Annotated in this window: 17 protein-coding genes; 8 read left to right on the forward strand and 9 right to left on the reverse strand. The window is 53.3% G+C overall.

Annotation, left to right across the window (positions count from 1 at the left end; all coding sequences use genetic code 11):
- Window positions 1–385: 385 nt before the first annotated feature.
- The 3 genes from RC85_RS10400 (at window position 386) to RC85_RS10410 (ending at window position 2804) form a co-directional block, all read left to right on the forward strand.
- Window positions 386–1837: a sulfatase gene (locus RC85_RS10400; RefSeq protein ID WP_068262149.1), complete on the forward strand. Its 1452-nt coding sequence runs from the start codon at window positions 386–388 to the stop codon at window positions 1835–1837.
- A gap of 414 nt (window positions 1838–2251) precedes the next feature.
- Window positions 2252–2464, forward strand: a complete 213-nt coding sequence (locus tag RC85_RS10405) for a hypothetical protein (protein ID WP_068262251.1) — start codon at window positions 2252–2254, stop codon at window positions 2462–2464.
- Window positions 2457–2804 (forward strand): hypothetical protein, encoded by a 348-nt coding sequence (locus tag RC85_RS10410; RefSeq protein ID WP_068262150.1) that lies wholly within the window; start codon window positions 2457–2459, stop codon window positions 2802–2804. Before RC85_RS10405 ends, RC85_RS10410 begins: the two co-directional genes overlap by 8 nt.
- A 96-nt stretch (window positions 2805–2900) precedes the next feature.
- Here RC85_RS10410 and RC85_RS10415 read toward each other — a convergent pair whose 3' ends face one another.
- The 3 genes from RC85_RS10415 to RC85_RS10425 form a co-directional block, all read right to left on the reverse strand.
- Window positions 2901–4043 (reverse strand): Gfo/Idh/MocA family protein, encoded by a 1143-nt coding sequence (locus RC85_RS10415; RefSeq protein WP_084422549.1) that lies wholly within the window; start codon window positions 4041–4043, stop codon window positions 2901–2903.
- A gap of 237 nt (window positions 4044–4280) precedes the next feature.
- Window positions 4281–5336, reverse strand: a complete 1056-nt coding sequence (locus RC85_RS10420) for a sugar phosphate isomerase/epimerase family protein (protein ID WP_068262153.1) — start codon at window positions 5334–5336, stop codon at window positions 4281–4283.
- Between the two features lie 198 nt (window positions 5337–5534).
- Window positions 5535–6785 carry a cupin domain-containing protein gene (locus RC85_RS10425; protein WP_068262155.1) on the reverse strand — a complete coding sequence of 417 codons (1251 nt, stop codon included), beginning with the start codon at window positions 6783–6785 and terminating at the stop codon, window positions 5535–5537.
- 168 nt (window positions 6786–6953) lie between these two features.
- Here RC85_RS10425 and RC85_RS10430 point away from each other — a divergent pair, with 168 nt between their 5' ends.
- Window positions 6954–8132: an aldose 1-epimerase family protein gene (locus RC85_RS10430; protein WP_068262161.1), complete on the forward strand. Its 1179-nt coding sequence runs from the start codon at window positions 6954–6956 to the stop codon at window positions 8130–8132.
- Window positions 8133–8153: 21 nt separating this feature from the next.
- On the opposite strand, the gene RC85_RS10435 is transcribed toward RC85_RS10430, so the two are convergent.
- The 3 genes from RC85_RS10435 to RC85_RS10445 form a co-directional block, all read right to left on the reverse strand.
- Entirely contained in the window at window positions 8154–8693 is a 540-nt protein-coding gene (locus tag RC85_RS10435) for a DUF3299 domain-containing protein (RefSeq protein WP_084422550.1), read from the reverse strand.
- A 241-nt stretch (window positions 8694–8934) separates the two neighbouring features.
- Window positions 8935–9735: a DUF4190 domain-containing protein gene (locus tag RC85_RS10440; RefSeq protein WP_235033333.1), complete on the reverse strand. Its 801-nt coding sequence runs from the start codon at window positions 9733–9735 to the stop codon at window positions 8935–8937.
- Window positions 9735–11231 carry a hypothetical protein gene (locus tag RC85_RS10445; RefSeq protein WP_068262164.1) on the reverse strand — a complete coding sequence of 499 codons (1497 nt, stop codon included), beginning with the start codon at window positions 11229–11231 and terminating at the stop codon, window positions 9735–9737. The genes RC85_RS10440 and RC85_RS10445 overlap by 1 nt, the downstream gene beginning before the upstream one ends.
- A 275-nt stretch (window positions 11232–11506) precedes the next feature.
- On the opposite strand from RC85_RS10445, the gene RC85_RS10450 reads away from it, so the two are divergent.
- From RC85_RS10450 to RC85_RS10465, 4 genes are all read left to right on the forward strand, one after another.
- Window positions 11507–11881: a calmodulin-binding protein gene (locus RC85_RS10450; RefSeq protein WP_068262167.1), complete on the forward strand. Its 375-nt coding sequence runs from the start codon at window positions 11507–11509 to the stop codon at window positions 11879–11881.
- Between the two features lie 166 nt (window positions 11882–12047).
- The gene (locus RC85_RS10455) at window positions 12048–13445 is read left to right on the forward strand and encodes a helix-turn-helix domain-containing protein (protein ID WP_068262169.1); all 1398 of its coding nucleotides are present in this window, start codon (window positions 12048–12050) and stop codon (window positions 13443–13445) included.
- Window positions 13442–13906 (forward strand): hypothetical protein, encoded by a 465-nt coding sequence (locus tag RC85_RS10460; protein WP_068262171.1) that lies wholly within the window; start codon window positions 13442–13444, stop codon window positions 13904–13906. Before RC85_RS10455 ends, RC85_RS10460 begins: the two co-directional genes overlap by 4 nt.
- A 44-nt stretch (window positions 13907–13950) precedes the next feature.
- On the forward strand, window positions 13951–15030 hold the full coding sequence (locus tag RC85_RS10465) for an Mrp/NBP35 family ATP-binding protein (RefSeq protein ID WP_068262173.1): 1080 nt from the start codon (window positions 13951–13953) through the stop codon (window positions 15028–15030).
- A gap of 332 nt (window positions 15031–15362) precedes the next feature.
- Here the strand turns inward: RC85_RS10465 and RC85_RS10470 are convergent, their stop codons facing one another.
- The 3 genes from RC85_RS10470 to RC85_RS10480 form a co-directional block, all read right to left on the reverse strand.
- Window positions 15363–15617, reverse strand: coding sequence for a hypothetical protein (locus RC85_RS10470; protein WP_068262175.1), 255 nt, complete (start codon window positions 15615–15617; stop codon window positions 15363–15365).
- A 284-nt stretch (window positions 15618–15901) separates the two neighbouring features.
- Window positions 15902–16708, reverse strand: coding sequence for a site-2 protease family protein (locus RC85_RS10475; RefSeq protein ID WP_068262177.1), 807 nt, complete (start codon window positions 16706–16708; stop codon window positions 15902–15904).
- 145 nt (window positions 16709–16853) lie between these two features.
- The gene (locus RC85_RS10480) at window positions 16854–19004 is read right to left on the reverse strand and encodes a prolyl oligopeptidase family serine peptidase (RefSeq protein ID WP_084422552.1); all 2151 of its coding nucleotides are present in this window, start codon (window positions 19002–19004) and stop codon (window positions 16854–16856) included.
- Window positions 19005–19106 lie beyond the last annotated feature (102 nt).

Below are 19106 nucleotides of genomic sequence, written 5' to 3' on the forward strand. Positions count from 1 at the left end.
CGACTTGTGTGTAGTTTCCTACTGCTGATTGTTTGCAGTTCTTCGCTGGGCCACGCCAATGCAATTGACCTGAGTGGGACTTGGAATGTCCGCCTTGATGAACAGGATGTTGGCGAATCGGAATCCTCCAGGCTGCGAGGCTGTCGTTGCGGATGTTAAGTCTCGGTTTCCCGGCGTCTGCAACTTTCCTTTCTTCGTCTTTCTCTTTTCTTTCCTTCTCTCTGTTCGCATGGCCCCGGCGGCTACGAGCGACAAAGTGTTAGTGGCCAGCGAACTCATCCAATTCAACGGCCAATTTGCTGATTCGGGCCTCAGGATTTTCAGGTTACAATTTGAGGCTGCTCCATTTGCCCGCTAACGTCCGAGATCTAAAGACAGAAACACTATGAAGAACTTATTGTGCCGCTCACTTTTGATTCCACTGGTTGCCTTGGTTTGCTTCGCCATCGCGCCGACAACATTACGTGCTGCCGATGAAGGTAAGCCCAACATCGTCTTCTTCATTACGGATGATTACGGCTGGCAGGATACTTCTGAACCGATGTGGGAAAACCGCACCGAGTTCAATGACCGCTTTCGTACTCCCAACATGGAAAAGCTGGCGAAGCAAGGAGTGAAATTCACCACCGCTTACACCGCGTGCAGCGTTTGCACCGCTTCGCGAATTTCTATCTTGACTGGACAGAATCCAGTTCGACACGGGACGACGTTCATCATTGGTACGCCTGGCGTTAACTCAAAGACGATGCGATCGGCGGTACAGGATAATGACGGTATCCAGAAAGATGATACCGTGCTGCCTGCTCTGTTAAAGAAATCCGGTTACCGCACGATTTGCATCGGAAAGGCTCACTTCGGAGACGGGGATAAGTTTGCGGGCGACCCTAGGAATCTCGATTTCGATCGCATTCATTACGCCAATCACTATGGTTCGCCGGTTGGCAAAGATTTCGGGGGCAACGATGCGTATCACGTCGATCGCGGTGGCGAACAGGTGCATCTCAGCGAGGCCCTAACGCTTGAGGCCAAAGCGGAGATCCGTGAAGCGGTTCAAGATGACAAACCATTCTTTCTGTATCTGTCGCACTACGCGGTGCATACGCCCATTCTGGAAGACAAGCGTTTCAGCCAGAATTACCCAAACCTGACTGGACGTGATCGAGCCTACGCAACCTTGGTGGAAGGTGCCGACAAGAGCCTGGGCGACGTGATGACGCAACTAAAGGAACTTGGCGTGGCCAAGAACACGCTCGTTATCTGGACCGCGGATAACGGCAGCCTTTGGAGTAACGCGCCGCTAAAGGGATCAAAGAACGACGCCTACGAAGGCGGGCACCGTGTTCCAAATTTGATTGCGTGGGGAGAGCAAGACAATTCGCTGGCGTACCAGCAACGAATGCCGCTTGCGCCCGGGCGTGTCGATGACCGCCCTTTCATTCACCAAGATTGGATGCCGACCCTGCTTCGTCTGGCCGGGACCGAGCATCCCAACCCAGACGTTCTGGATGGCTACGACATCACAGACCTGCTTGCAGGCAAGGGGCAAGATGTTCGACCAGATCTTTTCTTCTGGCACGAGCCTAACTTCTGGGCACACAGTGGGCCTGAATCGTCTGTACGCGAAAACAATTGGAAGCTCATCTACTTCTATGCCACGAAGACATGGGAGCTTTACGATTTGAGCGAAGATATTGGCGAGAGGTCCAACCTGGTTGGCAAGTATCCCGAAAAAGCCGCGGCGATGGCTGAGAAGCTGATCAATCATCTAACCAGCAACAATGCGAACTATCCAACTGATATCGAAAGCGGTGAAGAGTTGCCACCACGATGGCAATAAGTCCATAGGAACTGTGGCGAAATAACTTGCCGCTTTTCCCGTAGCTGGGCCCGCCAGGGTTCAGACGCACAGGCGATATTCAACGCCGTGAAGGGATTTTGTCTGGTAAAACCGCCTGTTTTGTTAAGCCGCGTGGGCATCGCCCCGCGCGTCGTGCGGCCAAGCGCGCGGGGCGATGCCCACGCGGTTAAACAGTTTAGAAACCCTTCCCGGCGCTTGGTTCAGTCGCACAGGCGATGTTCCCAACTGAACCCTGGCGGGCCCAGCTACGTTAGAGTGAAATGGCCCAGCGATAAACCCAGGACTTGCTGCGGTCATAGAGTGGATGAACGAGGGATTGATGTTGGCAATTTTGTCAGTTCCTTCGTTACGACGTTTCAGACAAAGCGATCCACACACAGCGAGAAATTAACGATGAGTACCGATCAAGCAACGAACACCTGGCCCGAACTGGCGGCCGGACTCTACGACGCTCTGACAGGACGCAATGCCGAGATCTGTTACGAATTCGAGAACATGCACGTCCACGTTCCGGCCAGCACTGGCGGTGCCGACGTCAAACAAGCTCATTGGACTCTGAACGGCATCGTGAAGATCCGCACCAGTGACCTGAAATCTAATGGCTGATCCGGAATCACGTCACCGATCACCAACAACCACGACAGTCGAAGCCAACTTGGTACTGCAACAGAAAGACGGCGATGCTGTCGTTGCTGAAATCACTGTTTCGACGGCCGCCGACGGGACACTGAACGTTTCATCGGAAGGTAAACTGCCGTCGTTGTCGCTACGAGAAATCGGTGAAGCCAAAAATCGGCTGAAGGCGTTTTCCAAGCAGACCAGTCAGGACATTCAATTCCAACACAACGGTCGGGCTCTCGCATCGTTGAAAGCGAAGTCGTCGGGTGATGCGAAATTGTCCGTCCATTGGTGGGCAATGTTGAGACATTTGCTAGGGCTTGGCTAGAGGTTAGAGTCTGCCCGAAATCGTAGCTGATCCCGCCAGGGTTCAGTCGAGGCAGCACTGAACCCTGACGGGATCAGCTACGTTTCAAAACGAACCTCACACGACTTTCCAATTTTCCTCGGCGGCACTTTTTAGAACAGCGTCGCAGACGACTTGCGTTTCCAAAGCGTCCCGGAAATTGGGGTGCATGGTTTCGCCGGTGTCGAGTGATTTCAGGAAGTCGGCGACATGGTGAACGAAGGTGTGTTCGTAACCGATATTCAAACCGGGAACCCACCAACGGTCCATGTAGGGTTGTTCGCCGTCGTGATCGCTGACGTGGATCGAACGCCAACCGCGAAGCTTGCCTTCGTCGCCATGGTCAAACCATTCCAGTCGGTGCAGGTCATGCAAGTCCCATCGGATCGATGCGTTCTCGCCATTGATTTCAAACGTGTAAAGCGCTTTGTGACCTCGCGCGTATCGAGTGGACTCGAACAGTCCGAGCGACCCGTTTTCAAACCGGCATAGGAATGCACACGCATCGTCGATGCTGACCGGTTGGACCTTACCTGTTTCGGTATGCACTCGTTCTTTGACAAACGTTTCGGTCATTCCTGAAACCTTGCTGATCGAACCGTTGAGCCAGATTGCCGTGTCGATGCAGTGCGCCAGCAGGTCGCCGGTCACACCGCTGCCGGCTGCGGCGGCATCCAAACGCCACAATGCCGCGCCGCCTTGAGGTACATCGTCGGAAATCGTCCAATCCTGTAAGAAGTTGGCTCGGTAATGGAAGATGCGTCCCAGTCGTCCTTCGTCGATCAACTGCTTTGCCATTGTCACCGCTGGCACTCGGCGATAGTTGTACCAGACTGAATTTGCGACACCGGCTTTTTCAACCGCCGCCACCATCGCTTCGCCTTCGGTCGGATTCAGCGCCAGTGGTTTTTCGCAAAGGATCATCTTTCCGGCTTCGGCTGCTGCAATCGCGATTTCCGCGTGTGAATTGTTGGGCGTGACAATGTCAATCGCGTCGATGTCATCTCGCTTGATCAGCTCACGCCAATCTGTTTCGGTCGATTCGTATTGCCACTGATCGGCGAACGCTTTCAATTTTTCCGGGCTGCGTCCACAGACGGCTTTTAAAACCGGGCGATGCTTTAGTTCAGGAAAGAAGTCGTTGACGCGTTTGTAGCCGTTGCTGTGTGTACGGCCCATGAAGCCGTAACCGATCAGTCCGATGTTCAGTGGTTTCTGCAATTTGATCTCGCGAGTTGATAGGTTTGATAGGTTTCGTCATCTTTCACCTCACCCGCAGCTAGGCTGTGAAGTTTTCTCATCCTTAAACGTCAACTTGAACTTCAACCTAAACTTCCGTCGTGATAGTTGAAGTTTAAGAAAAAGTTGAAGTACAAGTTTTGGGATTGCTCATTTATTCACAGCCTATGCGCGGTGGAGGTAAACCACTGACTGGAGAAGGTGTCGCTCAAAACACCTTTACTCGTTCCAGCCGTGGGCATCTTGGACGGCCAGCATGGACGCCAAGATGCTGTTCCAGGTTTCCGGCTTCATCATTTGTTCGTTGGGGAACATGCAACCGTCCCAGCAAATGTGGCGGCATGTTTTTAGCACGTCGCCATGTTCGTCACGCAACCAGAACCCAGCGTCTTCGGCGATGTTGAGTTTGCCATTCGGGTCATTAGGCAAACAGTGACGTCCGGTCTTGTCATGGCTGCCGGTGCCGTGAACGGTGGCGTCGTTTTGTGCGACGTGAAAATCAATGGTCCACTCGCGCAGTGAGTGAGTCAGTTTTTTGAGTGCAGCTTTCTTTTGCTCGTTGTCGCTCCAGTCAAAATCCACAGGCAAGATCGCATCATCGGGCGCGTTGTGTCCGACCAAGTACAACAACGTGTGTGCCATGTCGGCTTGAAAGCCCAGACGTTCCGGGTGGCCGACTCGGCGAAGCAAATCCACCATCATCTTCCAGCTATGCATTCCGCCCCAGCAGATTTCGCCTTCCGCTGCCAAACGCTCGTCATATTCTTCGGCGATGTCGCATGCGGCTTTCATCGTGTCGGCGATCTTTGATTGACATTCTTCTGGTGCCTTGGACCAATCTTCGACCGAGGTCGCGGAATCGATCCGCACGACACCCGTTGGTCGGACGCCCATCTGCCGAAGCTTTTGCGCAATCGTGCAACCCTTTCGGACTTGTTTCAAATAAGCATCCACTTCGTCGCTATCGCCGCCCGCCGCACCGCCATCGGTCGGTGGCCAAACGGGCGCGACAACGGTTCCGATGACAAGGTCACGCGATCGAACTTGCTCTGCCAGAGATTCAAGTTCTTGGTCGGTCGCGTCGATGGAAACATGCGGATCAAAAAGGAACAGATCAACGCCGTCGAATTTTCGTCCATCGACTTCGGCCGCAGCCGTTAGATCCAGCATCGTGTCCAGGTCGATCGGTGGCTCGTTCCCATCGCCACCCTTACCGACCACGCCTGGCCAAGCCGCATTGTGAAGCTTCGGGAATTGGTTTGGATGATCGGTCATGGTTTCGTTTCCATTGAGACGGTGATTGCGGCGAGTCGAAGATAACTTAGTCGGAGCGACGTAGGCCGGAACAAGCGGAGCGAAGTTCCGGCAATTGCATTGCTGAGTGTTGGATTGCCGGAACTTCGCTCCGCTTGTTCCGGCCTACATCAATTCACCCAATGCACATCTCTGCAAAATACTGGCGCGGACGAAACACTACGAACCAGCCTTCGGCAAATCATCATGCACGTTGGGTCCAAAGTAACGTAATCCAACCAAAGGTTCGGTGCCGGTGTTTTCAATTTCGACGCCCGCCGTCGCCGCAGTATGGGTGATGAAGACTTCATCGGTGGTTTCCGCACCAAATCGAATCATGGCAGGGGTTTGCAAATCGAGCGAACCAATTCGTCCGCGACCCTGAACCGTGATCCAACTGCTGGCACCGGGATCCTTCAACATGCATTTTGCACCAGGCTGAATTGTTAACTCTTTTGCGCTGAACAATTGTTCGCCGTCAACGGTGCCGTAAACAATCCAAAGGTCTTCGTAGCCATCGCCGCTGCGGTTTTCATCGCGAACGGGTTCCAGGTAGTTGCTGTTTTTAAAATGAGTGTCAACGTTTTTGTCCCAGTCCAATTGATCGACGATGAAGTCAAGGTCTTGGTGTTTCTCTTCGGGCATATCCTTGACCAGCAACGACCAGGGAACATACCGGCCTTCGACAATCGACTGATACATCCCAAACACATCGCTGCCCCATTGCGGTTCGTACGTGCAAAGCGAACCCGGTGCATGCAACACGCCTGGCGGGATCAACCAGCCGGTACCACGTTTGAGTCGGTAGGCGCGGCTAAGATCCAGAATGCCGTTGTCGCCTTCGTTCCAGTTTTCAAGGCAGCGACGTACATCTGATTTCTGCGTGCCCGGTTCCAAACCCATGAACGTGTATGAAAAATTGTTGTCCACGTTGTTCAGTTGAGGCGGGAAATAATAGCTTTCCGGTTTCCCTTCTTGACCGACCAGTTTCGCATCCTCGAACGATTGGTGCATGTGATGCGGGATCGGGCCCATGTTGTCAAAGAACTTGGAATAGACAGGCCACTTTTGATACTTGCTGAAGATTGCTTCGCCGACCAAAGCGTTACCGGATTCGGCGACCGCATCGCGAAGCAGGAACTTATTGCCGTCGAAGCTGCACATGCTGAGGCCTTCGTGCCAGACGCGACCTTCATTGGCGGCTTCGGTCGTGCTGCCAAACCAACGTTCGTCGATCCCGCCGCGATCGGCTCCGAATCGATAGTAGTCGCCGGGATGCAACTTGATTCGTCGTCCGGGGTGCAGGAATGATCGCGGAACCCATGTCGGCGTCAGCCTTAGCAACCCGTCGCCGGCGTTCATGGCGGATTCAAGGATCGAGCCAACGCTGTCGCCTTTGATTAGGCCGTCGTCCAACTTCACATTGCTCATGGCTGTTGTGTCTCTGTGGTATAGAAGGTTCTTGTGGCGTGAAATATGCTAACCAGTCGACCGATAGGTGCGTTGTCTATCTGTTGTAAGGGCTGGCTGTTTGCAAAACAACCTACTCAGCATCTTTGCAGGCCACCCAACGATTCTCACACTTTTGCGACTTTTTCAATGCCAACAAAAACTCTGACACAACGTGTTCTTGGTCCTCGACATGAAAACATCCAATGGGATGAATCGTCTTCTTTGACGATGCAGGTCGAAACTCGTTCGGGCATGATCAAAACGCGATATGGAAAGTTCGTCGGCGGTGCCAGTGATGGCGTCGAAGTGCTTGAAGTCGATACCGGCGAGACAACGACCATGATCCTGCCGACGCGAGGCATGTCGATCTGGCGAATGCGATCAAGCGGAATCGATTTTGCGTGGCAGTCGCCCGTTGCCGGACCCATTCACCCAGATCATGTTCCGACTTTCGATCCAAGCGGTCTGGGTTGGTTAGAAGGTTTCGATGAACTGGTTGTTCGTTGTGGTTTGGAAAGCAACGGTGCGCCCCAGTTCGATGACAACGGTCAACTTGTTTATCCATTGCACGGTCGCATCGCGGGAACGCCCGCGGCGGGTCTGTCGATTGAATACGACGAAGCGTCGGGTCGTTTGGAAGTGATCGGCGAAATGGTTGAATCGCGTTTGTTTTTTAAGCGGTTGCGATTGCGAAGTCGAATCCGTTTTCACGCCGGCAGCGACGATGTGGAATTGTTGGATGATGTGACCAACGATTTGGCAGGGCCAGCCAGCATGCAATTGCTGTATCACATCAACGTCGGAACCCCGGTTTTGACCGAGGGTGCTGTTGTGGAAGCTGCGATAGAATCGTTGGCACCCAAGGATGCTTTGTCGGCGAGTGAAATTGAAACTTGGAATCAGGTTGGTCCACCCCAAGACGGTTTCGCCGAACGTGTTTACTTTGCTCGGTTGCAAGCCGATGAAAACAATGTCACGACCACCATGTTACGATCAGCGGATCAAGAAAGCGGCATGGCGGTCAGCTTTAACGTGACCGGTTTGCCAAGATTCATCTTGTGGAAAAACACCGCCGCGATTTCTGATGGCTACGTGGTCGGGATGGAACCAGCAACGAACTATCCAAACGTTCGCCAATTCGAGCAGGAACAGGGCAGGGTGGTAGAACTTGCCGGTGGCGAAACCAAAAGCTTTCGCGTGACGCTGCATCCTTTGACAACGAAAGAACGCGTCACCGAGTTTGGTCAAAAGATCGAAAAGCTACGAGAAGAAAAGCCGGCTGAAGTTCATGCGACGCCGCGTCCGGGTTGGACGCCGGGAGCGTAAGAACAACTCGCGCGGCCATGATCATTTGACCGAAATTCCCTTGATGCGAAAAATCGCAAAGTGGGATGCACCTTTGGGACCGGCACCGTCGGGGTACTTGTAGGTTTCGGTATCGATCTCGAACTTGCCTTCGACTGTGACGGGGCGAGTCACAAAGTCGGTCGTCTTGCCAGGCACCATGTCGATCCAGACGCAATCGAAGAGAGCCGCGCCCGGTCCAAAGCAACATTCTTGGTTGTCGCGGACTAAGACAAATTGCTCGATCCCTTTTTCCTTGTACAAGGTTGCTGGCAAGATATAGCCGCGTAGTTTGACTTTCTTGCCAACCAAGGATTTGACATCCTCGTTTAGTTGGGACTTGTCGAATGCCTGATCTTTTTCGATGTCAAATACCAGGTCATCAAAATTGATTTCGCCCTTGGCTTTCGACGCGGCGCTGCTGCTACGGTCGGCAACTTTCTCGCGAGTTTCTGTTTCATCCGCGAAAACGATCGTGGTCGAGGCAAACGTGATCGCCAGGAATCCGATCAGGATTCGGGTGTGGACGCAAGTGGAAAGCATGAGCAATCAATGATGGATCGTTGGGATGGATCGTCGTGATGGATCGTCGGCGACGTTTAACTCGAACGGTCGTATTGTATTGCCTAACGCAATTTGATCGCTAGAACGATTTATTCGTTGATTTTTGTAGCCCTTGTAGGCCGGAACAAGCCGCTTCGGCGCAGTTCCGGCAATTGCATGACTCTACATTGGATTGCCGGAACTGCGCTAAGCTTGTTCCGGCCTACTTAGTGCAGCCAGATTATTTGATCTGGTCGGCACGCAGTCGGTAGAAAACCGCATTGTCGAAATCAGTGAGCGATTGCGGCGCTTGGTTGACCCGGAATTTCCCGGCTAGTTTTTTCTTTCGCAAATTGGCGACCGTGGATTGACCGCCCGAAAGCGTGACTTCGACCATATCGCTGCTTTCGGGTTGCCCGCCAAAACAGCAAGTTCCCAAATCGGGGACCAGGATGAAGTGCTTTAGCAGTCCGCTGCCGGAGGATGGATGGATGTATCCCTTCAAGAATATGTCCTGGTCATGAACCTCAATCGCCTTCTCGGTCGGCCCCTGAACATTGTTTCCGAGCGATTCCTGTTGAAGCTCGTAAAATTTGACGCGAGTGTACCCGTCGGGTACTTCGGTCATGTACGTGTAAACATGCATGCCGACGCCGCCAAACAGCAACACAGCATTGACCACCAGTCCCGCCATCGCGAGTCCTCGACCACTGAACTCTTCCGGGTAACGACGAATCGATCGCAAGGCGAAGATTGCGCCAATGACTCCCAAAATGCAAAGAGCCAACAAGGGAGCGAATTCGGAGATCAATCCAGGGATCGCCAGAACCGCCATCACGATCGCCACGACAGCACCGCGGCTGATGGCCTTGTATGGAAATTCCGCCGTATCGGTCCCCGATGATGACAACCCAGCCGACAACCCGCCGCTCAACATCTCACTGGTTTGACCAGTCGTTGACGATGCAGTCGTTGACGATTCAGCAGTCGAAGATGCCGTCGTCGAGTTTGGACGGGGTTCAATTTCAGTATTTGCGGACATCAAGTATTCTCATTCATGGCCGATGCGGTTTCCTGCTGTGGAAGCGTGCCGCCGGTTAATAGTAAAAACTGGGCGATCATCAAAGTACTAATCGCGACGGCTATTACGAAACCAAGCTGCAGTAGGTTCGCTAATCGATCGGGTTGGTCCACCGCCGCGACATTGCGACGCCCCATCAGCATGCTGGTACCGGCAACGACGCCCATTTGAGGCCCTTTTAGCGGTACAGCCGACGCCAATTTGACACCTGGCGTCATCGCGACCGCCGCGGGGGCCGCGATCACTGAAGCAATCGAATGGTCGGGATTGGACGTCGCAGAAGCATCGCTGTCAGCGGGTTGAGTGTTGTCGTCGCGTGCGGGAACGGGAATCGAAAAGAAGGTGTTGGCTCGTTTGACACTTTCTGGATCGACTTTTTCTAGTTTGGCGATCGCTTCCTTCGCTTTATCCAAAGGACAAGCTCGCAAATAGTTGATCACGGGGACGCGAATCCAATTGTTGTCGGGATCCGATTTCAGAAACAGATCCGTCAGTCGATCGATCTGTGTCCAGTCTTCCCACCGCGCCAAGTCTGGAATCACCAGGTCGGCCAAGTCCTTGCGATCGAGAACATAATGCAGCGATTCCACCAACGCGCTTCGCTGGATCACTTCCCCTTCGGTTCCGTGAAATCGAACCGCCATGATCGCGGCATAAGTGTCGGCATACGGAGCGCTTTTGTTGTTCAGGAAAAGCTCGTCAATCAGCGGCAGACCGTCTTCGCCGGCGAGCGTCAAGTAACAAGCGATCAATGCATCCAAGCCACCGCGAGTGCTCTTTTTGGTGCTGCGAAGCATTTTTTCCAGCATCGGTAAGTCGTCTTTGTTTCCGCAAATGCCCAGCATCGTCAGGAACAAACGTTTTCGATCGCTCGACAATTCGGGATCGCTAATCCATTCGACTAATTGATCGTGATCCATGTGGTCATGCAATTCCTTCATCACGCTGTACGGAGCGATCGCAAACTCGTCATAGGCATCACGCGCCAGCATGGTTTCTTCGTCTTGAAGGAAGTCGTCATAGTAACGCAGTCGCTCGGCGGGGTCAGCGTCGGCGAGTTCCGCAACTTTGATAACGTAGGCTTCGCCTCGCTCGGTCACCGGCAAACATGACCACTGTAAATCCGGCGGGTCCACGCCGGACAGCATGAAGCGGCGACCGACGGCGACTTCACCGTAGTAAACCGCTGTCACTTCGTCGCCGACTTTGATGTGGTCGTCGCCCATCAAGACCTTTTCAATCCGCATCGTGGTCTCGCCGGTGCTGTGATTGCGGGTCACGTCGCTTTGAGTGCAAGAAGCAATCACGACCGCGTCCATGACCTCCATTTCTTGCCGCAGGGTTTGCGAGACGGCGCTGCAAAACGGGCACGCGATCGATGGGGTCACGGTGCCAGCTAAAATGACGGCTGCCAGGGCAATCGCCGGGATGGGGGCGTTCAAAAGGGCTGGATTCATATCAGCAGATCTATTAGGCAGAGATTCATCGGATTTATTAAAGTCTAGGCGGTAATTCGATTTCTGGCTGCATGATAGGCGTCTTGCCCAGGACTTGAGAAGTCAAATTGGTGCTCGGAGCGTCTGAATTAGTTGTGATGATGGTCACCGGAGGAATTTTTGCCGCAGAATGTCACCCTGAACGGCTCAACCGATACGACTGATTGTGCCGATAGATCCGGTACGCTGTTTTGCAAAGACGTTTTGACGTGTGTCTCGAAAGGGGGGACGCTCACATGAATCGACCACAAATACAACCATTGGTGATGGCCGCCCTGTTGGCTGCTGGCCTTGCCCTGACCGCCGAAACCGCTTCCGCACAGGGAGGCTATGGTTATCAGCAAGGTGGGCAACAACAAGGCCAACGCGCCTACGGCCAAAACTGGGGCGGGCAGGCCGATACGCGTGATTGGAACCGCTTTTACCACTATCCCTATGTCTATTACCCCCACAATTTCCAGGGGCAAGACCATTTCAAGAGTAGCGATAGTTTGTACCATCGCTATCCCCAAGAAATGCGGATTCCGGTCTACAATCGTAAGTGGCACAACTTTTATCCAAGCAGTCGCCGTTACCACTCCGGCCACCACTTTATGCTGGACGTGTTTTAAACTGAGGTCGGCTAGGAACCTGTGTTAGAACGTAGCTGATCCCGCCAGGGTTCAGTTTTCGATCTGCCTAAGCTCGACTGAACCCTGGCGGGATCAGCTACGACAATTGTTTTCCGTTCGTTACTAAACGTTTCGGAACAGTTCGTCGGCAATGGAGCGATGGTGCATGAGCGGTACGAAAATTCGGCCACTATCGCGGCTGTTGGATTCCAGCGACGCTCGGTTTTGGGTGATCGGTCCTGATGGCACGCTGGTCTATTTGTCCGGCGGTATTCAGGACTGGCTAGACGTTTCGCCCGAGCAATTGCTTGGACGCCGCTGCGTTGCCGGTTCGCCGGTGTCGGACGATCCGCTTGATCAAATCGCCGCCATGTTATCGCCGCCACCTGGTTTGGAAAAACGAGGCACGGCGTCGCTGCGGATCGGTGCGCTGCAAGGATCGTCAGTAACAAAGTCCGTGGCGACAACCGAGGCAAGATTCTTTTGCGTCGGTGACAATGATGACGCGCTGATCTTTGGCGTGGCCGGTGCCTTTGACGACCGGGCGGTTGATGTCGAGGTTCAAGACGCCGTTGCGATCCGCCAGCGTATCGACAACTGGCGAAAAATGTCATCCAAGCAAGCATCGATCGTTACCGCGGGTGACTCGACGATCGCTCGGCGGTTGCGTCATCGGTTGCACGTCGCGTCTTTGGCACGCACGGATGTGTTGCTGGTTGGACCACGTGGTTGTGGCAGCGAGCGAATTGCAAAGGGGATGATCGATGAGTCGTCGATCGTCGTTGATGGCCCGTTGATGGACAGCGAACTGCTGGACGCGACCCTTTCACCGCTTACAAATTCACTGACCAGTTCAACGTCTAGCTCGCTGGCCGATTCAGCGGAAATTTTTGGCTCAGCGATCATACGCGACCTGGAACAAATGCCAGTCGATGCACAGGTTCGGTTGGCGTATTGGCACCAACAATTTTCGGGTCGTTTGCGATTGATCGGGCTTAGCCAAACTGCGGATGGTCAAGATTTGAATGGCAGTCAAGATCGTGATTCTGATCCAGGCAAATTGAACTGGGCCGAAACTCAAGCCCACGGTTTGTCTGAACCGCTGATTGATCTGTTTTGTGCCTGCGTGATTCCGATTGGTTCGCTTTCGGATCGAGTGGAAGACCTTTCGGTGATGGCATCCGCATTGTTGGATCGTCGTCGAGCGGCCGGTGAAACGAAAGCGGATCGTTTTAACCGCGCGGCACTGGATGCGATGGTAATTTATCCTTGGCCAGGGCAGTTTGATGAACTGGATCATTCGATTCGTCACGCCGCGCGTTCGGCCACCAGTGACGCGATCGGTCCAGCGGATTTGCCATTGGCGATTCGTTCTTATCGTCCCGGCGACCCACTGTTAATCGCAAAGCATGCTGCGGTGGATTTGGATAAGGCCGTTGCCAGTTTTGAACAACGTCTGATTGATCAAACGTTGGATTCCACCGGCGGTAACCGAGCCGAAGCGGCGCGTCGGTTGGGAATCAGTCGCGCACGGTTGCTTCGTAAAATCGGCGAAACACCGTGACTGCGGCAGACCCATCGGAAGCAATCAGCGGCCAGGTTTCGCTTTGTCCATGGCTGATCTGTGACGATCAAAATCGGTTTGTCGATGTCGCTTTCCGGTTCGCACCAGCGATGACGCCCGCTGGATCGGTACCCAGCATCCGATCGATTTCGCTGTTGCAGGGGCGTGAATCGGTGGCGTCGTTGGTTCGCAGCGGCAACCCAAGTGTGCTGTTATGGCACTTTCAGCACGAAGATGTGTTGACGGTTTTAGACCAGGTTATCTTGCTTGCGAATCATTCCAATTTGACTTTGGGCAGCGGTGTTTTGCCCATCGTTGCATGTGATCGTCTGAGCCGTGCGGGTGAATTGGCGTTGGCGGAAATCGGTGTTTCGGTGTTCCTGCGGCATCCCGAGGACTTGCCGAAGTTTGGACCGCTGATTCAAGCCCACTTCGCAAGCTTTGACGGCGGCTTAAAGTAGGGATCAGTGAATTTGCTGTTCCGCCTCACCAAAGCTTGATTTCCATGCCTGAATTATCCGTCGCCGCTGTCCGTGAATCGATCGCCGACCATCCCGACCCCGAAACCGGACGTCCGATCGGCAAAACAGATCAGATCGTTGATATCCAAGTCGAACAGAAATCGATCACGGTCAAACTTGGTTTGACTTCTCATTCAGCGGCGATTGCCGACGAAGTCGCTGATGCAGTGTCGTCCAAGATCGTGACAGCTTTCCCAGGAACCGACATCAAGGTCGATGTGGTTGAGTTCCGCCGAATGGCGGCCAGGATGGGACAAGCCGGTTTGAAGGTGAAGAGTGTGATTGTTGTCGGCAGTGGTAAAGGCGGCGTCGGTAAGAGCACCGTGGCCGCATCGATCGCGTTGTCGCTGCAAAAATTCGGTTCCAAAGTTGGATTGATGGACGCCGACGTTTACGGTCCCAGCATTCCGCAATTGTTGGGCTTGGATGGTCGTCCAGCGATCACGGAATCCAAACGCATCGAACCGATCAAGACGGTTGGTGGCATGCCAGTGATGTCGATGGGCTTTTTAGTTGAACCTGATCAAGCCGTCATTTGGCGAGGCCCGATGTTGCACGGGTCGATCAATCAATTCTTGGGCGAAACCGATTGGGGCGAACTCGATTATTTAGTCATCGACATGCCACCGGGCACCGGCGATGTCGCACTGACACTTTCGCAAGCGATTCCGATCGCCGGTTCGGTCATCGTTTGCACGCCGCAAGAAGTCGCGTTACTTGACGCGATCAAAGCGATCAGCATGTTCCGCAAGGTAAAGATTCCGATCTTGGGAATGGTCGAAAACATGAGCGGTTTCCTTTGTCCCGACAACGGAAAGACGTACGACATTTTCGGTCGCGGTGGTGCTCGTGAAAGGGCCGAGGAGAAAGACGTGGCATTCCTGGGAACGCTTCCCATCGACATCACGCTTCGCATCGCGGGTGATGAAGGCCGTTTGGCTGAAGTCCTTGCCGAAAATGATCAGTCACGGGCTCCGGTTGATGCCATCACCAAGGCGTTGATCCGAAATTTGTCCGCCAAAACGGCTCAGGCACCCGCAAAACCCAGTTTGCCAACGCTTTAGAGCCGATCTCGCGTGTCGCGCGTATTTGCGGTTTCGCCTCGCCTTCACGCCCCGGCAGTCGGAGCCCGCAAGACATTGCCTAAGATGTAGGTGTAGATGTAGGCCGTAGCGAGTAAAGCGAGTTACGGCATTTTGCATCCCTGCCGTAACTCGCTTCACTCGCTACGGCCTACTTTTGGCACGTCCTCGTTCCCAGGCTTTGACGCTAGAATTTCCTGTGTTAACGAGATTAAATGCAGCAACGAAAAAAGCCGCATCGGAGAAGTTCCGCTGCGGCTTGATTTGTTAGGTAGCAGTTCGCAGAAACGTGTTACTGCGACTTGAAACGTGAACTAGCGGCGCTTTTTAGCGGCCTTCTTCTTGGTCGCACGCTTCTTGGTAGCTTTCTTCTTAGCAACCTTTTTCTTAGCTGCCTTCTTCTTCACAGCTTTCTTCTTAGTTGCTTTTTTCTTGGTTGCCTTCTTCTTAGCAACCTTCTTCTTAGTTGCTTTCTTCTTAGTAGCCTTCTTCTTGACTACCTTCTTCTTAGCAACCTTCTTCTTTGTTGCTTTCTTTGCAACTTTCTTCTTGGCTTTCTTCTTGGCCATGTTTTCCTCCGCTAGGGAAAGAAACGTCAGTGAGTCCTCGAGACTTTCAACAGGTTAAAAAACTTGTGTTGGAAGTCACCGGCCACGGCTCACCAATCGTCAAAAATTGATTGAACACAATTCATTTGATGTCCAACATCGTTAATTGAATTGCTTTCAATCTGTAAACTGCGCGTAACTGTACGTGCTTCTTGAAATTTCGCAACATCTTTTTGCCAAAAAAGTGGTTGCAAAAACATTTTTTTTTGATACGCCGCAATGACAACTTGGTCGTTCGTGATGCTTTAAAAGCGACGACCACCGTACTGATCCAACATCTGATAGTTGTTGTATCCGAACAACGCAAACATCATCGCCAAGTAAGTGTCGCCGTTGCTGTATGCGTAAAACGCGACAAGACAAGCCGTGGCCAAGCTGATCTTAAATGACAACGACATCGGTCCGTTGTTCAACCGCACCAATGCGCTGCAAATGCGACCACCATCAAGCGGTAACACAGGAATCAAATTTAAAAGCGCCCAAAGGAAGCTTGGGAACAAATAGAACACGGTTACCGCGTAAAGAATCGGTCGATCGATTGAATTTCCAGACGTAAAACCCGGGATCAAATCAAACGGCCAAATCGACATTGGGTAGTAACCGGTAAAGCTTAAACCGTAACCCGAAACCTTGATGATCGCCCACAACAACAACCCCGATGCCATCTGCAAAAGTGGTCCCGACAAACCCACAATCATGTCTTCGATCGGCGAGAGCGACGACGCACTGCGGCCTCGAAAATCACTCGACCGTTCCGGGATCGCTAGACCGCCAAAGTGGTACAGAACGATCGACGATTCAATGCCAAAACGGCGAAATGCTAATGCGTGACCCAGTTCGTGGACCACGATCGACACCAGCAAACACGCCATCCACATCAATAACAGCGGTAAGACGCCCGGACTGCCGTCCTCGAACAAACGATCCAGTCCTCTGGCCAGCGAAAACCCAAAGAATAACGCCCCCAGCCAAAACCATGCCGAAACGCGAACGGGAAAACCAAGCACGGGAAAGTGAAGGTCGTAAGGTGTTTCGGCGGGCGATTGAAGCATCGTGTCTTAGGTGTGAATAGGGGCGGGGCGACGTAGGCCGGAACAAGCGGAGCGCAGTTCCGGCAATTGCATTGTAAATCTTTGGATTGCCGGAACTGCGCTCCGCTTGTTCCGGCCTACTTTAACTCTGAAACTGCTCGAGCAATCATCGCAGGTTGTCGATCAGGAACGCCCAGCAATCCGCGTACTCTTCGATCTTCTTGCTGATCGGGGTTCCCGCGCCGTGACCTGCTCGTGTTTCGACTCGAATCAACGTTGGGTGCGGACATGTTTTCGCTTGAGCGGCTTGCAGCGCGGCGGCGAACTTGAAACTGTGTCCCGGTACGACGCGATCATCACGGTCGGCCGTGATCACCATCGTGGCTGGGTAACAGGTGCCAGGTTTCAAATTGTGTAGCGGTGAATACGACAGCAAGTTGTCGATCTGATCTTCTTCATCGCTGCTGCCAAATTCAGCCGCCCACGCCCAACCGATCGTGAACTTGTGATACCGCAGCATGTCCATCACGCCGACACCCGGCAAGCATGCGGCGAACAAGTCGGGTCGCTGAGTCATGACGGCACCGACCAACAATCCACCGTTGCTGCGACCCGACAAAGCCAAGTGCTCGCTGCGAGTGTACTGCTTTTCGATCAACAGTTCCGCGGCAGCAATGCAATCGTCGAACACGTTCTGTTTCTTTAGCCGCATGCCGTCCTCATGCCACTGACGACCGTATTCACCGCCGCCGCGAAGATTGACGACCGCGTAGATGCCGCCTGAATCGATCCAAGCCGCCGTCGCTGGTGAAAACGAAGGCGTGATCGAGATATTGAATCCGCCGTAACCGTACAGAAGCGTCGGATTGGATCCGCCCAAGACAGAATCCTTTCGCCGGGTCACGATCATCGGCACCTTGGTTCCGTCTTTGCTGGTGCAAAACATTTGTTCGGTCACAAACTGATCAACATCAAACGCGACTTCGGGTTGCCGCCACAAACTGGTTTTGCCGGTGGTCAAATCAACTCGATAGATCGACGTTGGCGTGACGTAGTTGGAAAACGAGAAAAAGGTATCGGTCGAATCACGGTCACCACCAAACCCGCCGACCGAACCGACGCCCGGCAGTGCCAGTTCATCGATCAATTCGCCGTCGATCTTGTGACGAGTCACTTTGGCTCGAGCGTCTTTCAAGTAATCAGCGTAGAACGTATTGCCAAACAGGCTGACTGTTTGCAAGACGTCATCGGTTTGAGGGATCACTTCGGTCCATGCCGATCGATCTTCCGCTTGGGCGGGAACCGCAATCAATCGGCGGCGATCGGCATCAGCGTCCGTCATCACGAAAAACGTAGAACCATCAGACGCGATGAATTCGTACTCGGCATCAAAACCGGTGATCAGCGGGGTTACCTGAGAATCGTCGTCGGTCAGGTCTTTGTAAAACAACTGCGACTTTGGTTCGCTGCCCTGCCAATTATTGATGATCAGGTAACGCCCATCGTCAGTGACCTCGGGGCTGAATCCCCATTTGGGATGATCGGGCCGCTTTAGAATCAGCGTGTCGCTGGATTGCGGATCGCCGATGCGGTGAAAGTACAGTTCTTGGTTTTCGTTGGTTCCCGTTAGCAGTTCACCGTCGGCGGGTGGCTCGTAACGACCGTAAAAGAATCCGCTGCCGTCCTTTTTCCAAGCGATGCCGCTGAACTTGACCCAACGCACTTCGTCTTCCAAATCCTGACCGGTTTCAACGTCGCGAACTTTCCAGGTTCGCCAATCGCTGCCGCCGTCGGCAATCCCGTAAGCGATCAACCGCCCGTCGTCACTCAACGCTGTGCCCGCCAGTGCAACGGTGCCGTCTTCGCTAAGCGTGTTGGGATCGATCAAAACTTGTCGCGGTGCGTCCAACGAATCCGCCTTGTACAGAATGCTCTGATCTTGCAGCCCATCATTGTGCGAATAGAAAACACGTTCGCGACGACGACTGGGGATTCCGAATCGTTCGTAATTCCAAAACTGTTCCAGCTTTTCTCGCATCGCAGTACGCTCGGGGATCGATTCCAGGTACTGGTCGGTCAGCTCGTTCTGTGCTTCGATCCAAGCCGCGGTTGCTTCGCTTTCGGTGTCTTCGAGCCATCGATAGGGATCGGCCACTTTGCGGCCAAAGTAGTCATCGATAACAGGGACCGTCGCGGTTTCGGGATAGTTCATGGTGTTTGATTGGTGGGCTGCTTCTTGGCCGGTGGCGTTGGGGCCAATGACATTGAAAACGCACAGGCTTACGCAAGCGACGGCGGATGGAAAGTGTTTCAGCATGGTTTTAAAACTGGGGACGCGGGGAATATGCTTAAACGGGAACTCGCTTAGAATACCGTGAACCACACAAGCTGGCATTGTGCTTGATTTCGTTTTTACCTC

Origin of the sequence: Rubripirellula obstinata (assembly GCF_001642955.1) — a bacterium.
GTDB lineage: Bacteria > Planctomycetota > Planctomycetia > Pirellulales > Pirellulaceae > Rubripirellula > Rubripirellula obstinata.

What these genes read in the sequence shown, in the direction of transcription:
- RC85_RS10400 (WP_068262149.1), top strand. Translation starts at nt 386, where the DNA reads ATGAAGAACTTATTGTGCCGCTCACTTTTGATTCCACTGGTTGCCTTG.
- RC85_RS10405 (WP_068262251.1), top strand. Translation starts at nt 2,252, where the DNA reads ATGAGTACCGATCAAGCAACGAACACCTGGCCCGAACTGGCGGCCGGA.
- RC85_RS10410 (WP_068262150.1), top strand. Translation starts at nt 2,457, where the DNA reads ATGGCTGATCCGGAATCACGTCACCGATCACCAACAACCACGACAGTC.
- RC85_RS10420 (WP_068262153.1), bottom strand. Translation starts at nt 5,336, where the DNA reads ATGACCGATCATCCAAACCAATTCCCGAAGCTTCACAATGCGGCTTGG.
- RC85_RS10425 (WP_068262155.1), bottom strand. Translation starts at nt 6,785, where the DNA reads ATGAGCAATGTGAAGTTGGACGACGGCCTAATCAAAGGCGACAGCGTT.
- RC85_RS10430 (WP_068262161.1), top strand. Translation starts at nt 6,954, where the DNA reads ATGCCAACAAAAACTCTGACACAACGTGTTCTTGGTCCTCGACATGAA.
- RC85_RS10435 (WP_084422550.1), bottom strand. Translation starts at nt 8,693, where the DNA reads ATGCTTTCCACTTGCGTCCACACCCGAATCCTGATCGGATTCCTGGCG.
- RC85_RS10440 (WP_235033333.1), bottom strand. Translation starts at nt 9,735, where the DNA reads ATGTCCGCAAATACTGAAATTGAACCCCGTCCAAACTCGACGACGGCA.
- RC85_RS10445 (WP_068262164.1), bottom strand. Translation starts at nt 11,231, where the DNA reads ATGAATCCAGCCCTTTTGAACGCCCCCATCCCGGCGATTGCCCTGGCA.
- RC85_RS10450 (WP_068262167.1), top strand. Translation starts at nt 11,507, where the DNA reads ATGAATCGACCACAAATACAACCATTGGTGATGGCCGCCCTGTTGGCT.
- RC85_RS10455 (WP_068262169.1), top strand. Translation starts at nt 12,048, where the DNA reads ATGAGCGGTACGAAAATTCGGCCACTATCGCGGCTGTTGGATTCCAGC.
- RC85_RS10465 (WP_068262173.1), top strand. Translation starts at nt 13,951, where the DNA reads ATGCCTGAATTATCCGTCGCCGCTGTCCGTGAATCGATCGCCGACCAT.
- RC85_RS10470 (WP_068262175.1), bottom strand. Translation starts at nt 15,617, where the DNA reads ATGGCCAAGAAGAAAGCCAAGAAGAAAGTTGCAAAGAAAGCAACAAAG.
- RC85_RS10475 (WP_068262177.1), bottom strand. Translation starts at nt 16,708, where the DNA reads ATGCTTCAATCGCCCGCCGAAACACCTTACGACCTTCACTTTCCCGTG.
- RC85_RS10480 (WP_084422552.1), bottom strand. Translation starts at nt 19,004, where the DNA reads ATGCTGAAACACTTTCCATCCGCCGTCGCTTGCGTAAGCCTGTGCGTT.